General features: G+C 68.3%; 21 protein-coding genes and 1 pseudogene. 12 read left to right on the forward strand and 10 right to left on the reverse strand.

Annotated elements, in window-relative coordinates:
• Positions 1–279: 279 nt before the first annotated feature.
• Complete coding sequence (locus J7654_RS10375) at positions 280–705, forward strand: Ros/MucR family transcriptional regulator (protein WP_209735829.1); 426 nt, start codon at positions 280–282, stop codon at positions 703–705.
• A 97-nt stretch (positions 706–802) separates the two neighbouring features.
• On the opposite strand, the gene J7654_RS10380 is transcribed toward J7654_RS10375, so the two are convergent.
• Positions 803–1,063 carry a DUF2312 domain-containing protein gene (locus tag J7654_RS10380; protein ID WP_209735830.1) on the reverse strand — a complete coding sequence of 87 codons (261 nt, stop codon included), beginning with the start codon at positions 1,061–1,063 and terminating at the stop codon, positions 803–805.
• Between the two features lie 109 nt (positions 1,064–1,172).
• Positions 1,173–1,472 (reverse strand): DUF1244 domain-containing protein, encoded by a 300-nt coding sequence (locus J7654_RS10385; RefSeq protein ID WP_209740432.1) that lies wholly within the window; start codon positions 1,470–1,472, stop codon positions 1,173–1,175.
• 301 nt (positions 1,473–1,773) lie between these two features.
• Between J7654_RS10385 and J7654_RS10390 the strand changes: the two are divergent.
• Together J7654_RS10390 and pyk are read left to right on the forward strand one after the other, a co-directional pair.
• A pseudogene (locus J7654_RS10390) lies at positions 1,774–2,136 on the forward strand (DUF1036 domain-containing protein); the annotation flags it as partial.
• 98 nt (positions 2,137–2,234) lie between these two features.
• Positions 2,235–3,671 carry a pyruvate kinase gene (gene pyk, locus J7654_RS10395; protein ID WP_209735832.1) on the forward strand — a complete coding sequence of 479 codons (1,437 nt, stop codon included), beginning with the start codon at positions 2,235–2,237 and terminating at the stop codon, positions 3,669–3,671.
• 37 nt (positions 3,672–3,708) lie between these two features.
• Here the strand turns inward: pyk and J7654_RS10400 are convergent, their stop codons facing one another.
• The 6 genes from J7654_RS10400 to J7654_RS10425 form a co-directional block, all read right to left on the reverse strand.
• Positions 3,709–4,146 (reverse strand): hypothetical protein, encoded by a 438-nt coding sequence (locus tag J7654_RS10400; protein WP_209735833.1) that lies wholly within the window; start codon positions 4,144–4,146, stop codon positions 3,709–3,711.
• 134 nt (positions 4,147–4,280) lie between these two features.
• A complete protein-coding gene (locus J7654_RS10405) occupies positions 4,281–4,928 on the reverse strand; it encodes a tetratricopeptide repeat protein (RefSeq protein ID WP_209735834.1) in 648 nt (215 codons plus the stop codon).
• A gap of 77 nt (positions 4,929–5,005) precedes the next feature.
• Complete coding sequence (gene ykgO, locus J7654_RS10410; RefSeq protein WP_209735835.1) at positions 5,006–5,131, reverse strand: type B 50S ribosomal protein L36; 126 nt, start codon at positions 5,129–5,131, stop codon at positions 5,006–5,008.
• Between the two features lie 123 nt (positions 5,132–5,254).
• Entirely contained in the window at positions 5,255–6,274 is a 1,020-nt protein-coding gene (locus J7654_RS10415) for a 5-(carboxyamino)imidazole ribonucleotide synthase (RefSeq protein ID WP_245195764.1), read from the reverse strand.
• A gap of 74 nt (positions 6,275–6,348) precedes the next feature.
• Complete coding sequence (gene purE / locus J7654_RS10420; protein ID WP_209740437.1) at positions 6,349–6,825, reverse strand: 5-(carboxyamino)imidazole ribonucleotide mutase; 477 nt, start codon at positions 6,823–6,825, stop codon at positions 6,349–6,351.
• A gap of 50 nt (positions 6,826–6,875) precedes the next feature.
• On the reverse strand, positions 6,876–7,079 hold the full coding sequence (locus J7654_RS10425) for a YdcH family protein (protein WP_209735836.1): 204 nt from the start codon (positions 7,077–7,079) through the stop codon (positions 6,876–6,878).
• Between the two features lie 182 nt (positions 7,080–7,261).
• On the opposite strand from J7654_RS10425, the gene J7654_RS10430 reads away from it, so the two are divergent.
• The 7 genes from J7654_RS10430 to J7654_RS10460 all read left to right on the forward strand — a co-directional run bounded on the left by J7654_RS10430 (position 7,262) and on the right by J7654_RS10460 (position 13,088).
• Entirely contained in the window at positions 7,262–7,435 is a 174-nt protein-coding gene (locus tag J7654_RS10430; protein WP_209735837.1) for a YdcH family protein, read from the forward strand.
• Positions 7,436–7,604: 169 nt separating this feature from the next.
• Positions 7,605–8,261: a thiamine phosphate synthase gene (locus J7654_RS10435; protein WP_209735838.1), complete on the forward strand. Its 657-nt coding sequence runs from the start codon at positions 7,605–7,607 to the stop codon at positions 8,259–8,261.
• Complete coding sequence (locus J7654_RS10440; RefSeq protein ID WP_209735839.1) at positions 8,258–9,268, forward strand: tetratricopeptide repeat protein; 1,011 nt, start codon at positions 8,258–8,260, stop codon at positions 9,266–9,268. Before J7654_RS10435 ends, J7654_RS10440 begins: the two co-directional genes overlap by 4 nt.
• Positions 9,269–9,373: 105 nt before the next feature.
• Positions 9,374–9,937 carry an elongation factor P gene (gene efp, locus J7654_RS10445; RefSeq protein WP_209735840.1) on the forward strand — a complete coding sequence of 188 codons (564 nt, stop codon included), beginning with the start codon at positions 9,374–9,376 and terminating at the stop codon, positions 9,935–9,937.
• Positions 9,938–10,096: 159 nt separating this feature from the next.
• Complete coding sequence (locus J7654_RS10450) at positions 10,097–10,921, forward strand: inositol monophosphatase family protein (RefSeq protein ID WP_209735841.1); 825 nt, start codon at positions 10,097–10,099, stop codon at positions 10,919–10,921.
• A 96-nt stretch (positions 10,922–11,017) separates the two neighbouring features.
• Positions 11,018–12,061, forward strand: coding sequence for a flagellar motor protein MotA (locus J7654_RS10455; RefSeq protein WP_209735842.1), 1,044 nt, complete (start codon positions 11,018–11,020; stop codon positions 12,059–12,061).
• Between the two features lies 1 nt (position 12,062).
• Positions 12,063–13,088, forward strand: a complete 1,026-nt coding sequence (locus J7654_RS10460) for a peptidoglycan -binding protein (protein WP_209735843.1) — start codon at positions 12,063–12,065, stop codon at positions 13,086–13,088.
• A gap of 4 nt (positions 13,089–13,092) precedes the next feature.
• Here the strand turns inward: J7654_RS10460 and J7654_RS10465 are convergent, their stop codons facing one another.
• Positions 13,093–14,883, reverse strand: a complete 1,791-nt coding sequence (locus tag J7654_RS10465; RefSeq protein ID WP_245195460.1) for an ABC transporter transmembrane domain-containing protein — start codon at positions 14,881–14,883, stop codon at positions 13,093–13,095.
• Positions 14,884–15,061: 178 nt separating this feature from the next.
• Here J7654_RS10465 and rpmE point away from each other — a divergent pair, with 178 nt between their 5' ends.
• The gene (gene rpmE, locus J7654_RS10470; protein ID WP_209735844.1) at positions 15,062–15,283 is read left to right on the forward strand and encodes a 50S ribosomal protein L31; all 222 of its coding nucleotides are present in this window, start codon (positions 15,062–15,064) and stop codon (positions 15,281–15,283) included.
• A gap of 97 nt (positions 15,284–15,380) precedes the next feature.
• Here the strand turns inward: rpmE and rcdA are convergent, their stop codons facing one another.
• Entirely contained in the window at positions 15,381–15,905 is a 525-nt protein-coding gene (gene rcdA / locus J7654_RS10475) for a protease adaptor protein RcdA (protein ID WP_209735845.1), read from the reverse strand.
• A 480-nt stretch (positions 15,906–16,385) separates the two neighbouring features.
• Between rcdA and J7654_RS10480 the strand changes: the two genes are divergently transcribed.
• Positions 16,386–17,090: a DUF1013 domain-containing protein gene (locus J7654_RS10480; protein ID WP_209735846.1), complete on the forward strand. Its 705-nt coding sequence runs from the start codon at positions 16,386–16,388 to the stop codon at positions 17,088–17,090.
• Positions 17,091–17,154 lie beyond the last annotated feature (64 nt).

Genomic DNA, 17,154 nt, shown 5'->3' on the forward strand with positions numbered 1-17,154 from the left:
CGTATTGCACACCCTCAAGTCGTGCATGGGCCATTTTCGAGCATATGCCCTTGTTTTGAATGTAAACCCGACCCGTCCGGCATTTCGGGAGCCTTGCCGCAACTTCGGCTGCGAAGACGAGGCTTGACATGCGATAACAATCTCTAAATACAAAGGCACGCGTAACGCAGGTCAATTGCGGTGCGGGCCATCATCCGGCGGGCCATCCGCCGTTTTGGCGCGGAAGCATAATCATCAGGACGCCGACGGAGCATCGCGTCCGTTTTCCAGGTGGGCTAGATGGAACAGAGCGAAAGCACCGATAACAACGAGATGCTGATGGAGCTGACGGCCGAGGTCGTGGCCGCCTATGTCAGCAACAACTCGCTGCCCGTTTCCGATCTCCCCGCGCTCATTTCCGACGTCTATGGCGCGCTCGGCCGCACCACGGCCGCCCCGCAGGCGCCGCAGGCGGAGAAGCCCAAGCCCGCCGTGCCGGTCAAGAAGTCGGTGACGGACGATTACATCATCTGTCTCGAGGACGGGAAGAAGTTCAAGTCGCTCAAGCGCCATCTCATGACGCATTACAACCTCTCGCCGGAGGAATACCGCGAGAAGTGGGACCTGCCGGCGGATTACCCGATGGTGGCGCCGAACTACGCGGCGGCCCGCTCGCGCCTCGCCAAGCAGATGGGCCTCGGCCACAAGCGCCGCCGCGCGCGCTGAGCGGCACCCTTCGCCGGCCCTGCCGGCCGCGAATCGAAAAAGGCGCCCGGGCAGAGCCCGCGGCGCCTTTTTCGCGTCCCCGTGACGATGCCTCGGCCTATTCGGAAGGGCCGGGCTGCATCCCGAGCGCCTGCAGATAGAGGTCGAGAATCGCCTCCTGCTCCTGCCGCTCGTTCTGGTCCTGCTTGCGCAGTGAAATCACCTTGCGCAGGACCTTGGTGTCGAAGCCGTTGCCCTTCGCCTCTGCATAGACATCCTTGATGTCGTCCGCGATGGTCTTCTTCTCTTCCTCGAGGCGCTCGATGCGCTCCACGAAGGAACGAAGCTGGTCCTGGGCGACCGTGCTTGCATCCATCATGCTGGTGAACCTCGTTTCAATTCGTCCGTCCCCGCGCCGATAGCAGAGTTCCGGCCGCGTTTGAACGGCCAAGCTTGCGCGGGGAGGGAATGCGGGCGCGCCTGGCCGCTCAATGATCCGGCTTGGCGGCCGAAAAGGCGGCCTGCTGCTCCGCGCTGGCCTCGCGCTGGTGCTTCTCGCGCCACTCCTCGTAAGGCATGCCGTAGACGATCTCGCGCGCACGCGCCTTGTCCAGCGGCTCCCCGGCGGCCAGGGAGGCGTCCGCATACCAGTTCGACAGGCAGTTGCGGCAGAAGCCGGCGAGATTCATCAGGTCGATGTTCTGCACGTCGGGCCGCGCGCGCAAATGGTCGCGCAGCCGGCGGAAGACGGCCGCCTCCAGCTCCAGCGTTCTGCGATCTTCATCCATGTCCATGCCTCATTCGATCCGCTTGACCCGATATCGGGGTGCCCGCCACGCGCTTCAACGCTTCAAGCCTTCGTAAGGCTTGCGGAAGACGCCTTGCCATTCCGATCTAATCGTTCGAAAAGGCATTCTCGTCATGGCAACGACAGCATTCATGCCTAGAAGAGTCCATGACCATCCGGACCGTTTGCGCCTTGCAGAGGATCCCCGCCCCATGCCTGCCTGCCCCTTCCGTGCCCGACAAATCCTGCGCGGCCTTGCGCCGGTGCTGCTGGCCGGCATCGCCTCGTTCGCGCCGCAGGCCATGGAGGAGGCGAGAGCCGACTTCCGCGTCTGCAACGGCACGCAGTCGCTCGTGGGCGTGGCCATCGGCTATCGCAACGAGGAGGGCTGGGTGAGCGAGGGCTGGTGGCGCATTCCCGCCACCACCTGCCGCTCCATCGTCGAGGGGCAGCTCAACTCTCGCTACTACTATCTCTATGCGGAGGACGCCGAGGGCGTCGGCCGCTGGGCCGGCGACATCGACCTCTGCATCGCCGAAAACGAATTTCGCGTGGTGGGCGTCAGCGACTGCTTCTCGCGCGGCTTCCAGGAAATGGGCTTCCGCGAATACGACACGGGCAGCCAGGCGAGCTGGATGGTGCAGCTTACGCCCGCCGCGCGCGACGGCGCGCCCGATGCCGCGGCGCCGCCTGCGGGCGAGCCGGACCTTTCCGACGAGGCGCAAGCGCCAGACGAGACAAGCAACGAAGGAAACGGAACCCCATGAAGCGTGAACGCCGGGTCAAGATCCTTGCGACCATCGGACCCGCCTCGTCCGAAGAGGCGATGATCCGCAGGCTGCACGAGGCGGGGGCGGATGCCTTTCGCATCAATATGAGCCACACCGACCACGAGATGATGCGCGAGCTGGTGCGCCGCATCCGCGCGGTGGAGGCCGCCGTCGGCCGGCCCATCGGAATCCTGGCCGATCTGCAGGGGCCCAAGCTGCGCGTCGGGCGCTTCGAGGAGACGAAGGTCGATCTCTCCGTGGGACAGGAATTCACGCTGGACGACGACCCGGCGCCTGGCAATGCCACGCGCGTCCACTTGCCGCATCCGGAGATTCTGGAGGCGGTGCGGCCCGGCCATCGCCTGCTCATCGACGACGGCCGCCTGCAACTGGTGGCCACGGAGTCCGACGGGCGCTCCATCAAGACCCGCGTCGTCGCCGGCTCGAAGATCTCCGACCGCAAGGGCGTCAGCCTGCCCGACACGACGCTGGGCACCGGCGCGCTGACCGAGAAGGACCGGCGCGATCTCGACGCCGTGCTGGCCGAGGGCGTCGACTGGGTGGCGCTGTCCTTCATCCAGCGGCCGGAAGACATCGCCGAGGCGCGCAAGATCGCGCGCGGGCGGGCCAGCCTGATGTCGAAGATCGAGAAGCCGCAGGCGGTGGAGCGGCTGGAGGAGATCATCGAGATGTCCGACGCCATCATGGTGGCGCGCGGCGATCTCGGCGTCGAGATGCCGCTGGAGGCGGTGCCGGGCATCCAGAAGCGCATGGTGCGCCTGGCGCGCAAGCGCGGCAAGCCCGTGGTGGTCGCCACCCAGATGCTCGAATCGATGATCTCGGCCCCGGTGCCGACCCGCGCCGAGGTGTCCGACGTCTCCATCGCCGTCTTCGAGGGCGCGGACGCGGTCATGCTCTCGGCCGAATCGGCGGCCGGCGACTTCCCCGTGGAGGCGGTGGAGACGATGAGCCGCATCGGCGTGCAGGTGGAGAAGGACCCGCTTTACCCGCAGATCATCACCGCGCAGCGCCCGGAAGCGGAATCGACGGGGGCCGACGCCGTCTCGCTGGCGGCTCGCCAGATGGCCGAGACGCTCAGCGTGGCGGCCATCGTCACCTACACGTCGACGGGCACCACGGGCCTGCGCACCGCGCGCGAGCGCCCTCAGCTCCCCATCATCGCCCTTTCGCCCGTGCTGGACACGGCGCGGCGGCTCAGCCTCGTCTGGGGGCTGCACTGCGTCGTCACGGAGGATGCCTCCAACCTGGACGAGATGGTGGACAAGGCCTGCCGCGTGGCCGTGGAGGAGGGGCATGCGCGGCCCGGCGAGCGGATCATCATCACCGCCGGCGTGCCGCTTCGCACCCCCGGCGCCACCAACATGCTGCGCATCGCCTATATCGCCTCGGACGGCCGCTCCGCCGTCTGAGGACTGGCGCTGCGCGTGCGCGCGGCGTGCCCTCGCCTCAGCGGCCCGATGCCCCGTTCTCCGCGAGATAGGACATGCAGCCGTCGATGATCGGGGCGCACAGCGAGTCGCGCCCCTGCGCCCCGTCATTGTCGCCGGCATAGGCGAGGCGCGTCAGGCGCCCGTCCACGAACTTGAACTGGGCGTGGCACGAACCGCCGCCGCTGAGGTTCAGATTGGTGTTGGCCACCCATAGCGGGGCGGAGAAGTTGACGCCGCCCGTCTGGTTGCGCAGCTCATAGCTCCAGATCTTGACCTCGTCCTCCTCGAACTGCCGCGTGGGAAAGCCCGCGCACATGCGCACGTCGCGCTCCGACAATCCGACGAGGGCGGTCTTGGCGGCATCGACGCGTTGAACCGCATAGGTCCCCGCGCAACCGCTGAGGAGAAGCAAGCTCGCCAACACGGCGAATCGCCGGCATCCGATGGTTGGCATGCGTTATCCTATCGTCCTGCAATATCCCGTCCGGGAAGAAGTCTATTGCAGTGCGAAATGGTTCCCGGAATGGCAAGCCCCCGCAAGACCGAAAGAGCTGCCGGTGTCGCCGGGGCGGCACGGTGCGGGATGTCCTACAGCGTTCGCCCCTCGGCGGCGTCGGACAGGCGGGCGAGCGCGTCCTGCGCCGCGCGCAGCGAAGGGTAGACCTCCAGCACGCGGCCATAGGCCTGCGCGGCATCGCTGTCGCGCCCGAGCGTTTCCAGGATTGCGCCGAGCCCCATCAGCGCGCCGAAATGGCGCGGCTCGCGAATCAGCGTCTGCTCGATGTCGGCGAGCGAGCGGCCGTAGCGGTCGAGGCCGTAGTTCAGCGTCGCGCGCCGGTTCCACGCCTCGGCGTAGTCCGGGGAAAGCACCATGACCTGTTCCAGGAGATCGAAGGCCGCGCCCTCGTTCTGTGTCGCGGCCGCCGCATCCGCCCATCCCATCAGCAGGTCGACCGTGGCGCTGCCACTGTCCAGCCAATGCGCCTCGATTCGGCCCGCCAGGCGCTCGGCCGCCTCCGGCGAGCGCTCTCTCCTCAACTCGGCGAACAGGCCATCGAGCGCCGATGCCGCCTCGTCGTCGCCGGAGGCGGGCGCGGAAGGCTCGGACAGGGGCGGCAGCGGTTGGGGCAGCACCTCGCTCTCGGGAAGCGGCGCTATGGGCGCTTCCTGCGAGTGCGATGGGGCAGGGGCTGCTGACAGGCCGGCGAGAAAGGCGCAAACGAAAAGAGCACGCATGGACCGAAGCTTATCGGTGCCATGCGTGCTCTTCAAGAAGTTCCACAAGCCGCGCCGGTGCTGGCGCAGGCCGTGCCTCAGCCCTGGCGGGCCTTGAAGCGCGGCGCTTCCTTGTTGATGATGTAGATGCGCCCCTTGCGGCGAACCATGCGGTTGGCGCGGTGGCGGCCCTTGAGAGCCTTCAGCGAATTCTTGATCTTCATGGGACCCGACCGTCTACGTTGGTGAACGCGACGATCCATGCCTCCATGCCGTCGCTTCGAAAGGCGAGTCCCGCAAGGGACGCGCCGTCAATGCCGCCGACATAAAGAGGGCCCCGTGAAAAGTCAACGCGGGGCGGGCCCCGTCAGGCGCGTCACATGCCCCATCTTGCGGCCCTGGCGCGCCTCGCCCTTGCCGTAAAGCGTCAGCACCGCGTCGGGCTCCGAAAGGATGGCGAAGGCCTTCAGGACTTCCTCTCCGATGAGGTTTTCCATCACGCAATCGCTATGGCGCGTGGTTCGCCCCAGCGGCCAGCCGGCGACCGCCCTGATATGCTGCTCGAATTGCGAGACGGCGCAGGCCGCTTCCGTCCAGTGGCCGGAATTGTGCACGCGCGGCGCGATCTCGTTGACGAGAAGGGCGCCCTCGCGCGTGAGGAAGAATTCCACCCCGATCACGCCCACATAGTTCAGCCGCGCCAGGATACGCCCGGCGATCTCCCCGGCCTGCGCGGCGATGTCCGCCCCGGCTCTGGCCGGCACGGTGGACCGGCGCAGGATGCCGACGCGGTGCTCGTTCTCCGCAAGGTCGTAGGCCTCGACCGTTCCGTCCAGGGCGCGCGCGGCGATCACCGAGACTTCGCGTTCGAACGCCACGCGCTTCTCCAGGATCGCGGGCACCGCCCCCAGGCTCTCGAACACGCCCTCGATGGGCGCGCCCGCCTTCAGGGCGGCCTGCCCCTTGCCGTCATAGCCCAGCCGGCGCGTCTTCAGGATACAGTCGCCCGACAGGTCGAGAAGCGCGTGCGCCAGCTCGGCCGGCTCGTCCACCGCCCGCCAGGCGGCCGTCGCGATGCCGATGCCGTTCAGAAACGCCTTCTCGGTCACGCGGTCCTGCGCCACCTCCAGCGCCTCCACCGGCGGGTAGACGGGGCGCTGCGCGCCCACCGCGCGCATCGCCTCCACCGGCACGTTCTCGAATTCGTAGGTGACGACCTCGCAGGCCCCGCACAGCGCCTCGAGCGCCGACGCATCATCATAGGCGGCCGCGATGATGCGGTTGGCGAGCTGCGCGGCGGGGCAGGCGGGATCGGGATCGAGCACGGCCGTCTTCAGCCCGAGGCGCGCGGCGGCGCCCGCCAGCATACGCCCCAATTGTCCGCCGCCCACGATGCCGATGGTGGCGCCGGGTGAAAGCGGGGCGGCCAGATGCGCCGCGCTCAAGGCGCGCTGCCTTCCGGCGTGCTCGGCCGCTCGGCCACCGCCCCGCTCTGGCGCTCGCGCCAGTGGTCGAGGCGCCGGGCGAGCTTCTCGTCGAACAGGGCCAGTACGCTCACCGCCAGAAGCGCGGCGTTGACCGCGCCGGCCTTGCCGATGGCCAGGGTGCCGACGGGGATGCCGGCCGGCATCTGCACGATGGAGAGGAGGCTGTCCTGCCCCGAAAGGGCGCGGCTTTCGATGGGAACGCCGAAGACGGGCAGCGGCGTCATCGCGGCGGTCATGCCCGGTAGATGGGCCGCCCCGCCGGCCCCGGCGATGACCACCTTGAAGCCCTCCTCCCTGGCGCTGCTGGCGAAATCGTAGAGCCGCCCGGGCGTGCGGTGCGCCGAGACGATGCGCGCGTCGAAGCTGACGCCCAGCGTCTCCAGCGTATCGGCCGCGTGCTTCATCGTCGGCCAGTCTGACTGGCTTCCCATGATGATGGCGACATCCGCCCGCGGGCGAGCCTCCTGGGTCCGGGGCTCGCTCACGCGATGATGTCCGGCAGGATCTGGTCTTCGAGGTCCTGAAGCTTGTCCTTGATGGACAGTTTCTTCTTCTTCATGCGCTGGATCTGCAGCCGGTCGCAGCCCACTGTCTCCATGGCGTTGATCGCCGCGTCGAAATCGGCATGTTCCTGCCGCATTCGCGCCGCCTGAAGCCTCAACGCCGCCTGCTCCTGATCCGACATCTCGTTCCCAAATGCCCTGCCGCCCCGCTCTCGAGGCCACCGATACCAGCCCGAGAGAAAATCGCCAACCGAATGCTTGTCCTCGCCATAGTCACGACCAACCTTTCGTGACACTCTCATGAAGCCGCCGGGGCCTTCCTGCGGGAGGCAGGGGCGGCGAAAGCAGCTAGAGGAGCTTGTAAATGTCCTTGGAGAGCCATCTCGAGACGTTGCAGCAGCGCCATTCGGCGCTGGACAGCGAAATCGCCGCGCTTCGGCAGAAGCCGGCCGCAGGTGACACCGAAATCCAGGAACTGAAGCGCAAGAAACTCGTCCTGAAGGACGAGATCGAAAGGCTGCGGATCAGCCGGAACTGAAGGCCGGCGCGAGCTTGCGAGGCGGGGTTCGGCGCGGCGCGCCGGGCCCCGTTTTCCGTTTCACGAGAGGCTTGCGGCGGTGCGGGCTTCAAATAGGGGCCGAACCCTGTCATCTTCCCCGAGGCGCGCGGCGTCTGGCCGCCGCCGCCCCCTCATTCCGTAAAGTATCATGACCATCGATTTCGTCCGTCCCCGCCTCGCCCTCGTCGCGTCCGCCCTTCCCGATGGTCCGGCGGGGCGCGAAGCGCTGTCGCGGGCGCTCGGCGGGGGCGACGTGGCCACCGTCTTCATCGGCGCGGCCGGGCGCGGGGAGGGCGCCTTCCAGGATTTCGCGCAAGGGCTCGTTCCGCTCGTCCAGGAGGCCGGCGCCGCTGCCATCGTGGCCGACGACACACGCTGCGCCGGGCGCGTGAAGGCCGATGGCCTGCACGTCTCCGGCGGCTCTCAGGAGGAACTGCGGGAGGCGATCGCGCGCTTCTCGCCCAAGCTCATCGTCGGCGGCTCCGGCTTCAAGACGCGGCACGACGCGCTGGAGGCGGGCGAGGCGCTGCCGGACTACCTCTTCTTCGGCCGGCTGAGCGGCGAGACCGACCCCGCTCCGCGCGATCGCGACGTGGAGCTTGCCGCATGGTGGGCGCAGATCGTGGAGATTCCTTGCGTCCTCATGGGCGGCTCGGACCTCGGCACGCTGATGGCGGCCGCCTCGACCGGCGTCGAGTTCGTCGCCCTGTCCGACGCCGTCTTCGGCTCGCCGGGCGCGGAAGGCGAGCGCGTGTCGGCGGCCAATGCCGTGTTCGACGAACTGGCGCGGAGCCGCGCGGCATGAGGGGCGCCGCGGCGCTCCTCGCGCTGGCGGCGGGGCTTGCGTTCGCCGCCGGGCCCGCGCGTGCGCAGGAGGACGCCCTGCCGCTCGGCGCGCCGCAAAGCGAGGCGCCCGCCGCCGCGCGCAGCCAGCTCCTGCCGGTGCCGACCATGCCGCAAGGGAGCGGGATGGAGTTTCCCGCCTCGAGCGACGCGGCCTTCGGCGCCTATCAGCGTGGCTACTATCTGTCGGCCCTGCGCATCGCCGAGCCGCTGGCCAATCTCGGCGACGCGGCGGCGCAGACGCTGATGGGAGAGCTCTACCTGCGCGGCCTCGGCGTCACCCGCAACGAGGCGGAGGCGGCCCGCTGGTATCGCGTGGCCGCCGAGGCGGGCGTGGCCGAGGCGCAGTTCCGCCTGGCCATGATGCTGGTCGACGGCATCGGCGTGCCGGCGGACCCGGCGGCCGCGCGCGACCTGATGAAGCAGGCCGCCGACGCCGACAACCCGCTCGCGGCCTTCAATTACGGGCAGATGCTGATCCAGTCCTCGCCGACGGGCGGTTTTGCCGAGGCGGCCGGCTATTTCCGCACGGCGGCCGAGGCCGGCGTTTCGGACGCGCAATACGCCTTGTCGCAGCTCTATGCCTATGGGCAGGGCGTGCCCGAGCAGAGCGACGTGTCGGCACGGCGCTGGCTTCATGCCGCTGCCGTGCGCGGCCACGAGACGGCGCAGATCGACCTCGGCATCTGGCTCATCAACGGCCGGGGAGGGCCGTCCGACCCGCTGGGCGGCTTTCGCTGGCTGAAGGGCGCGGCCGAACGGGGCAACCCGATCGCCGTGAACCGCGTCGCCCATCTTTACAAGGACGGCGTGGGGACGACGCGCGACACGGCGGAAGCGGCCAAATGGACCGTGCTCGCCCGGCGCATGCGTAACGCCGATCCCGCGCTCGACAGCTTCTTCCGCTCCCTGCCGCAGGAGGAGCAGCGCAGCGCCCTGGAGGCCGCCAACCGCCTCCGGATCGGCTGACGAAATCGACGGACGGTTGAAAAGACCCCTTCTTTGTGGTTTTGACCCGCCACGATCAAGCGGCCGCGCCTTCCTCCGGCCGGAACCCTCGGGCACATCGAAACCATGAAGATCAACGGAAACGAAATCCGTCCCGGCAACGTCATCGAGCACAATGGCGGGCTCTGGGCGGCCGTGAAGACGGCGCATGTCAAGCCCGGCAAGGGCGGCGCGTTCAATCAGGTCGAGCTGAAGAACCTGATCGACGGCACCAAGCTGAACGAGCGCTTCCGCGCCTCCGAGACGGTGGAGCGCATCCGCCTGGAGCAGAAGGACTACCAGTTCCTCTACGCCGAGGGCGAGATGCTGGTGTTCATGGACAACGAGACCTACGAGCAGCTCGAGCTGCAGAAGGATTTCGTCGGCGATCGCGCCGCCTTCCTCCAGGACGGCATGAAGGTGACGGTGGAGAGCCACGAGGACCGCCCCATCGGCATCTCGCTGCCCGACTACGTCACGCTCGAGATCGTCGAGGCCGACCCGGTGGTGAAGGGCCAGACGGCCACCTCCTCCTACAAGCCGGCCAAGATGGAGAATGGCATCCGCGTGATGGTGCCGCCCTTCATCGAAAGCGGCGAGCGCATCGTCGTCGATACCAACGAGATCACCTACGTCCGCCGCGCGGACTGAGCCCGGTTCGCGGATCGACCGGCCTTCCGGCCGCAGGAGACGCCCGCGTGGCGATTGAACGTCCCCGTTTCCGGGTGCCCGAAGGGGCGGGCCGAGGCGGCGGGACGCGCCGGCCGCCCCTTCGGCTGCGCCGGCGATGAAACGAGAGAAAGATCCTTTATGGCCCGTTCGGCGCTTCTGAACGTGATGGTGCAGGCGGCTATGAAGGCCGGCCGCTCGCTGACGCGCGATTTCGGCGAGGTGCAGAACCTCCAGGTCTCGATGAAGGGGCCGGCCGATTTCGTCTCCAACGCCGACCGCAAGGCGGAGGAGATCGTCTTCCAGGAGCTGTCGCGCGCGCGGCCCGACTGGGGCTTCCTCATGGAGGAGCGCGGCTCCGTGGAGGGCAAGGACAGCCAGCACCGCTGGATCGTCGATCCGCTGGACGGCACCACCAACTTCCTGCACGGCATCCCGAACTTCGCCGTCTCCATCGCGCTGGAGCGCGACGGGCAGATCGTGGCCGGCGTCATCTTCAACCCCGCGCAGGACGAGCTGTATACGGCCGAGAAGGGCGGCGGCGCCTTCTGCAACGACCGCCGCATCCGCGTGGCGGCGCGCCAGCATTTGCCCGAAATGCTGTTCGGCACCGGCATCCCCTTCCTGGGGCGCGGCGACCATGCCCGCTTCCTCTTCGAGATGCGCCATGTGATGGCGGAATGCTCGGGCGTGCGCCGCATCGGCGCGGCCTCGCTCGATCTGGCCTATGTCGCGGCCGGGCGGCTGGACGGGTTCTGGGAGCGGGATCTGGCGCCGTGGGACCTGGCGGCCGGCATCGCGCTGGTGCGCGAGGCGGGCGGCTTCGTGACCTCCATCGAGGGGCGGCCGGTCGACCACATGGCCGGCGATCTCGTGTGCGGCAACGAATTTGCCCACAAGACGCTGTCGGGCCTTCTGGCCCGTGCGCAGAAGGCCCGCGCGGTGGAAATCGTCCCCAAGGCCTGATGCCCGCCCGCACTGGCCGTAGCGGGCGCGGACCGCTAAAAGGAGGGCGGAACAACCGAATGGCCGCCAGGCGGCCCGATCCCGGAAGCGAAGCCGATGCAGGTCATGAACACGCCGAAGGAGGAGACGCGCAAGCTGGAGGATGCGCCGGAAGGCCTGTCCAGCCCGCTCGTCTATCTCTGGTCCATGCTCGTCTTCCTGGCGCTGGCGGGCTTCGTGGCGCTCATCCTCGGCCGACCGATCCTGTCCGCCTTCGGCACCAATCCCGGCCTTAACGGCCTGATCATCGGGGTTCTGGTCGTCGGAACCCTGCTCAGCCTCGGCCAGATTCTCCGGCTGCGGCGCGAGGTGCGCTGGATCAACGCCTATCGCAACGACCCGGCGGAAGCGGCGCGGGTGAAGCCGCCGGTCCTGCTCGCGGCGGTACAGGGGCTGATCGGCGCTAGCCGGGCGCCCCTCGCCCTCTCCACCCAGTCCGCCCGCTCGATCCTTGATTCGCTCGGCACGCGGCTGGACGAGACGCGCGACGTGGCCCGCTATCTCGTCGGCCTTCTGGTCTTTCTCGGCCTGCTCGGCACCTTCTGGGGCCTCCTTTCCACCATTGCCGCCATCTCCACCACCATCCAGACGCTGGATCCCGGTTCGAGCGATGCGGCGAGCGTGCTCGGCGCCGTGCAGTCGGGTCTCTCGGCGCCGCTTCAGGGCATGGGCACGGCTTTTTCCTCCTCGCTCTTCGGCCTCGCCGGTTCCATGGTGCTGGGCTTCCTCGACCTGCAGGTCGGGCGCGCGCAGAACCGGTTCTACACCGAGTTCGAGGACTGGCTGTCCTCGATCACCGATGTGGGCGCTGCGCTCGCCCTGCCGTCGCCGGTGGCGCTCGCGCCGGGCGCGAGCGGGGTGGAGGAGATGCGCGTCCTGTCCGACAAGCTGAACCGCCTCGTGCAGGACCAGGCCGCCGGGCCGCGCACCAGCGCGGCCATGGCCAGCCTTGCCGACAGCATCCAGGGCCTCGTGCAGCACATGCGCGCCGAGCAGCAGATGCTGCGCGATTTCGTGGAGAACCAGGCCAGCGAGCAGCGCGCCATGCGCAGCGTGCTGGACCGGCTTTCCGGCACGCTGGCCGAGCGCGAGCGCCGCTGACATGGCCCTGTCCAAGCGCTCCCGCAATCGCGAGATCAGCTATTGGCCGAGCTATGTGGACGCGCTCTCCACGCTCCTCCTCGCCATCATCTTCCTGCTCTCCGTCTTCGTCATCGCGCAGTTCCTGCTCAGTCGCGAGCTGTCCGGGCAGGACACCGTGCTCTCGCGCCTCAACGCGCAGATCGCCGAGCTGAACGAGCTTCTGGCGCTGGAGCGGGCGAGCGGCAGCGACTTTCAGGACGAGATCGCCGCCCTGCGCGCTTCGCTCGAAAGCGTGGAAAGCGAGCGTTCGCGCCTTCAGTCCGCGCTCGATGCGGGGGCGGGGAGTTCGGCCGGCACCGGCGTGCGGCTCGGGCAGCTCGAAGGCGAGTTGCAGTCCGAACGGCAGGTCTCCGAGCAGGCCCGCAACCAGATCGACCTCCTGAACCTCCAGCTTTCCGCGCTGCGCCAGCAGATCGGCGCTCTGGAAGGCGCGCTGGAGATGTCGGAAAGCCGCGACCGCGATAGCCAGGTGCAGATCGCCGATCTCGGCCGGCGCCTCAACGTGGCGCTGGCCCAGCGCGTGCAGGAGCTGGCGCGCTATCGCTCCGACTTCTTCGGACGGCTGCGCGAGATCCTGTCGGATCGCGAGAACATCCGCATCGTGGGCGACCGCTTCGTCTTCCAGTCCGAGGTGCTCTTCGGTTCCGGCTCGGACGTGCTCCAGCCGGAAGGGCGCGAGCAGATGGACGGGCTCGCCACGGCCATCATCGAGCTGAACCGCGAGATTCCCTCCGATATCAACTGGATCATCCGTGTCGACGGGCACACCGACAACGTGCCGATCACGGGCGGGCGCTTTTCGGACAACTGGCAGCTCTCCACGGACCGCGCGGGCGCGGTGGTGAAGTATCTCGTCAGTCAGGGCGTGCCGGCCAATCGCCTCGCCGCCACGGGCTTCGGCGAGTTCCAGCCGCTGGACACCGCCGATACGCCCGACGCGCGGGCCCGCAATCGCCGTATCGAACTGAAACTGACCGAGCGCTGACGGCCTATTCGGCCGCCGCCGCCTCGCCCGCGCCGAACTGGAGGCGGGCCAGGCGCGCATAGACGCCGCCGCGGGCGCTGAGCGAGGCGTGCGTCCCCTCTTCCACGATCCGCCCTTCCGAGAGGACAAGAATCCGGTCCGCCTTGAGGATGGTCGCGAGGCGGTGGGCGATGACCAGCGTCGTGCGCCCGGCCATCAGCTCGTCCAGCGCCTTCTGCACCAGCATCTCGCTCTCCGCGTCCAGCGCCGAGGTCGCCTCGTCCAGGAGAAGGATCGGTGCGTCGCGCAGGACGGCGCGGGCGATCGCGATGCGTTGCCGCTGGCCGCCCGAAAGGGTGACGCCGCGCTCGCCCAGAGGCGTATCGTAGCCTTGGGGCAGGCGCAGGATGAACTCGTGCGCATGGGCGGCCCTGGCCGCCGCCTCTACCGCCGCGCGCGACGCGCTGGCCACGCCGAAGCCGATATTGGCCGCCGCCGGGGCGGCGAACACCGCCACGTCCTGCGGAACGAGCGCGATGCGTGCGCGAAGCTCGGCGAGCGCCACGCGCGAGATATCCACCCCGTCGACGAGGATGCGCCCCGCATCGGGATCGTAGAATCGCTCGATCAGGGAGAAGATCGTCGATTTGCCCGCGCCCGACAGGCCCACCAGCGCCACTGTCTCGCCCGGTCGCACCTCGAACGAGATGTCGCGCAGGACCGGCCGCTCCGCGCCGTTCGGGTAGGCGAAGGACACGGCCTCGAACCGCACCGAGCCGAGGGGGCGGGCGGGCAGGGGCACGGGAGCCGTGGGGTCGGCGACGGGGGAGCGCTCGTCCAGAAGCTCGCACAGGCGCTCCGTCGCCCCGGCCGCCTGCGCCAGTTCCCCCCAGACCTCGGAGAGCTGCCCCAGCGAGGAGGCGGCGAAAACGGCGTAAAGCAGGAACTGGCCGAGCGTGCCCGCGCTCATCGTCCCGCCGATCACCTGCTGGGCGCCGACCCACAGGACGAGCACGACCGAGGTGAAGATGGTGAAGATCGCATAGCCCGTCAGCACCGAGCGCGAGACCACGGAGGAGCGCGCAGCCGCATAGGCCTTGTCCACCGCACTGCCGTAGCGCTCCCGCGCCTGGCGCTCGCCAGTGAAGGCCTGCACCGTGCGCACGGCGCCGATGGCCTCGCCGGCATAGGCGCTGGCCTCGGCCAGCGTGTCCTGCGCCAGCCGCGAGCGCCGGCGCACCGAGCGGCCGAAGGCGACCAGCGGCAGCACGACGAAGGGGATCGCGGCGATCACGATGAGGGAGAGGCCGGGCGCCGTCCACACCGTCATTCCCACTGCGCCCAGAAAGAGGATGAGGTTGCGCAGGGCGAGGGAGGCGCTGGCGCCGACCGTCGACTTGATCTGCGTCGTGTCGGCGGTGAGGCGCGAGACGATCTCGCCCGAAAGCGTGCGATCGTAGAAGGCGGGCGAAAGCTGTGTCACATGGCCGAACACGTCCTTGCGCAGGTCCGCCACAACCTTCTCGCCCAGCGCGATGACAAAGTAGTACCGCGCCCCGCTGGCGGCGGCGAGGACGAGGCTGAGCACCACCAGCATGGCGAAGTAGCTGTCCACGAATCGCGTGTCGCTGGCATCGAACCCCATGTCCACCACGCGCCGCACCGCGAGCGGCAGCGAGAGCGTGGTGGCCGAGGCGACGATGAGTGCCAGGAGCGCCCCCACCACGAGCCGGCGATGGCGCGACAGGTAGGGAAGGAGCCGCACGAGCGGCTTCAGGGAGCGTCTGCGCTCGGACGGCGATGGGGCGTCTTGCAAGAAAATCTCCGGGCGGTGCCGGCCCTTGTGCCTGCGTGGGCCCTGATGTATAGGCTCACCCTCGAATTTGAAAGCGACCGCGTCCCCGCATTCGCGGGTTCTTCAGCCGTTCCACAAGGGATGGACGAGTCGCTCGGCGGATTTGTCGCGACCGCGCGGCCTCGAAGGATCAGGATCGATGAAGAAAGACATCCACCCGGATTACCACACCATCACGGTCGTCATGACCAATGGGACGGAATACCAGACGCGCTCCACCTGGGGCTCCAATGGCGACAAGATGAACCTGGATATCGACCCGACCAGCCACCCGGCCTGGACGGGCGGCAACCAGCAGCTTCTGGACCGCGGCGGTCGCGTCTCGCGCTTCAAGAAGCGGTATGAGGGCCTGGGTATCTGATACCCTCGGCGGGAGGCCCGGCCTCCCGCGCTCATTTGCGGACAATAAAAAACCCGGCGGAGACGCCGGGTTTTTTATTGGGTCGTGAAAGGGAATTTCAGAGCGAGAAGGCCGCGTGGAGGAGGTGGATCTGCTCGCCCACCGGGTTGCGGCTCTCGCGGGCGGGCTCGGCCGAGCCATAGATCTCGCGGTCCAGCATCGCGATGCGCGTTTCAAGATTGATGGCCCGTTCCACCAGGCTGCGGAACGCCGCAGGCAACTCTCCGAAGGCCGGCATGTCGCGCCCGGTGCCGATGCCCTCGAGCCGCACCTTGACCTTCTCGGCCTCCACCTGCGCGCGCGACATGTCGCCCTGGTTCGCGGCCCGCTGGAGCAGCAGCCAGGAGGCGATCTGCATCAGGCGCGTGGTCAGGCGCATCGATTCGGCGGCATAAAGCGTCGAGGCAGCGCGCCCGAGCGCCCTGGCATCGTGGCGCCCCTCGCCGTCGAGATAGGTCGCCGTCTCGTCCACCAGCCCCATGCCCTCGTCGAAGATGGGCTGGAAGGACCGTGTGAAGGCGATGCGCTCGGCAAGCCGGATGGTTTCGCCCGCGCGGGCGGTATCGAGAATGGAACTGGTCATGACCCCGAAACCGGCATCCGCTCGCAAGAAGTTCAATGCGTAATGCGCGGGGAATCGATTTGGCTCCCGCGCCCGAAGCCGGAAGGTGCGTCCTGGGAGAGAACAAGGCAAGCGGCGACACGCGCCGTGGTTAACGCCAGGGCCCCGGCTAAGGAAAAAGGAGCCGTCCGAAGACGGCTCAAAGCTTCAACAGGGAGGGCGTCGAGCATCCCGAGGCGGGATGCTCATCCAACGAAATTGGATGAGCAGAGGATGGCGAAGAATGCCTAATGAAGGGTTAACCGCGTCAGCCGGCGTTGAAACTCCCTGCACCATCCGTCTTGCTGCGCGCGCGGGGCCCGGCTGTCCGGGGCGGCACGAAGCGCGTCGGCCTTCCTTGCGAAACACGGCTTGCGTGCCTATAGTGCAGCCAATTCCCGGACATGTGGCCAACGACCACAGCCTGCCTCTCCGGAGCGGGCGAACAGGAGACTATTATCCATGGCTCAGCAGCTTCTGATGCCCAAGGCGACGGCCGTCTGGCTCGTCGACAACACCTCGCTCTCCTTCGACCAGATCGCCGAGTTCTGCACCCTGCATCCGTTGGAGGTGAAGGCGATCGCGGACGGGGAGTCGGCGCAGGGCATCAAGGGCATGGACCCGATCATCACCGGCCAGCTCACGCGCGACGAGATCGTGCGCGGCGAGAACGATACGGCCTATCGCCTCAAGCTGGCGCCGCCCAAGGTCCGGGTGCCCGAGGCCAAGCGCAAGGGGCCGCGCTACACGCCCGTCTCCAAGCGGCAGGACCGGCCCAACGCCATTCTCTGGCTCGTGCGCAGCCATCCCGAGCTGAAGGACGCGCAGATTTCGCGCCTCGTGGGCACCACGAAGAACACGATCGAGCAGATCCGCGAGCGCACGCACTGGAACTCGGCCAATCTCCAGCCGATGGACCCGGTGACGCTGGGCCTCTGCTCGCAGATCGACCTCGACCTCGAGGTCGAGAAGGCCTCGCGCGGGATGCCGCGCCCCGAGGAGGTGGCGGAGGAGGAGCGGCTCCTGTCCGCCGCGCAGACGCAGAGCTGGCGCCCGTCCTCGGCCCCGGCCGAGGAGAAGGAGCTGGACGCCGCCGCCGTCTTCGCCAAGCTCACCTCCATGCGCCGGGCCGACCCGGAGGCGGACGAGGAAGACGAGAACCGCTGAAGACGCGGGTTTCTTGAGAATGGATGAAGGAAAGGCGCTCCGGGCAACCGCGGCGCCTTTCCCA

It is taken from the genome of Aureimonas populi (assembly GCF_017815515.1).
Taxonomy (GTDB): Bacteria; Pseudomonadota; Alphaproteobacteria; order Rhizobiales; family Rhizobiaceae; genus Aureimonas; species Aureimonas populi.

Excerpts from the sequence above, each read along its gene's own strand:
- J7654_RS10375 (WP_209735829.1), top strand. The coding sequence starts at position 280 with ATGGAACAGAGCGAAAGCACCGATAACAACGAGATGCTGATGGAGCTG.
- J7654_RS10380 (WP_209735830.1), bottom strand. The coding sequence starts at position 1,063 with ATGATGGATGCAAGCACGGTCGCCCAGGACCAGCTTCGTTCCTTCGTG.
- J7654_RS10385 (WP_209740432.1), bottom strand. The coding sequence starts at position 1,472 with ATGGATGAAGATCGCAGAACGCTGGAGCTGGAGGCGGCCGTCTTCCGC.
- pyk (WP_209735832.1), top strand. The coding sequence starts at position 2,235 with ATGAAGCGTGAACGCCGGGTCAAGATCCTTGCGACCATCGGACCCGCC.
- J7654_RS10400 (WP_209735833.1), bottom strand. The coding sequence starts at position 4,146 with ATGCCAACCATCGGATGCCGGCGATTCGCCGTGTTGGCGAGCTTGCTT.
- J7654_RS10405 (WP_209735834.1), bottom strand. The coding sequence starts at position 4,928 with ATGCGTGCTCTTTTCGTTTGCGCCTTTCTCGCCGGCCTGTCAGCAGCC.
- ykgO (WP_209735835.1), bottom strand. The coding sequence starts at position 5,131 with ATGAAGATCAAGAATTCGCTGAAGGCTCTCAAGGGCCGCCACCGCGCC.
- J7654_RS10415 (WP_245195764.1), bottom strand. The coding sequence starts at position 6,274 with ATGCTGGCGGGCGCCGCCGCGCGCCTCGGGCTGAAGACGGCCGTGCTC.
- purE (WP_209740437.1), bottom strand. The coding sequence starts at position 6,825 with ATGGGAAGCCAGTCAGACTGGCCGACGATGAAGCACGCGGCCGATACG.
- J7654_RS10425 (WP_209735836.1), bottom strand. The coding sequence starts at position 7,079 with ATGTCGGATCAGGAGCAGGCGGCGTTGAGGCTTCAGGCGGCGCGAATG.
- J7654_RS10430 (WP_209735837.1), top strand. The coding sequence starts at position 7,262 with ATGTCCTTGGAGAGCCATCTCGAGACGTTGCAGCAGCGCCATTCGGCG.
- J7654_RS10435 (WP_209735838.1), top strand. The coding sequence starts at position 7,605 with ATGACCATCGATTTCGTCCGTCCCCGCCTCGCCCTCGTCGCGTCCGCC.
- J7654_RS10440 (WP_209735839.1), top strand. The coding sequence starts at position 8,258 with ATGAGGGGCGCCGCGGCGCTCCTCGCGCTGGCGGCGGGGCTTGCGTTC.
- efp (WP_209735840.1), top strand. The coding sequence starts at position 9,374 with ATGAAGATCAACGGAAACGAAATCCGTCCCGGCAACGTCATCGAGCAC.
- J7654_RS10450 (WP_209735841.1), top strand. The coding sequence starts at position 10,097 with ATGGCCCGTTCGGCGCTTCTGAACGTGATGGTGCAGGCGGCTATGAAG.
- J7654_RS10455 (WP_209735842.1), top strand. The coding sequence starts at position 11,018 with ATGCAGGTCATGAACACGCCGAAGGAGGAGACGCGCAAGCTGGAGGAT.
- J7654_RS10460 (WP_209735843.1), top strand. The coding sequence starts at position 12,063 with ATGGCCCTGTCCAAGCGCTCCCGCAATCGCGAGATCAGCTATTGGCCG.
- rpmE (WP_209735844.1), top strand. The coding sequence starts at position 15,062 with ATGAAGAAAGACATCCACCCGGATTACCACACCATCACGGTCGTCATG.
- rcdA (WP_209735845.1), bottom strand. The coding sequence starts at position 15,905 with ATGACCAGTTCCATTCTCGATACCGCCCGCGCGGGCGAAACCATCCGG.
- J7654_RS10480 (WP_209735846.1), top strand. The coding sequence starts at position 16,386 with ATGGCTCAGCAGCTTCTGATGCCCAAGGCGACGGCCGTCTGGCTCGTC.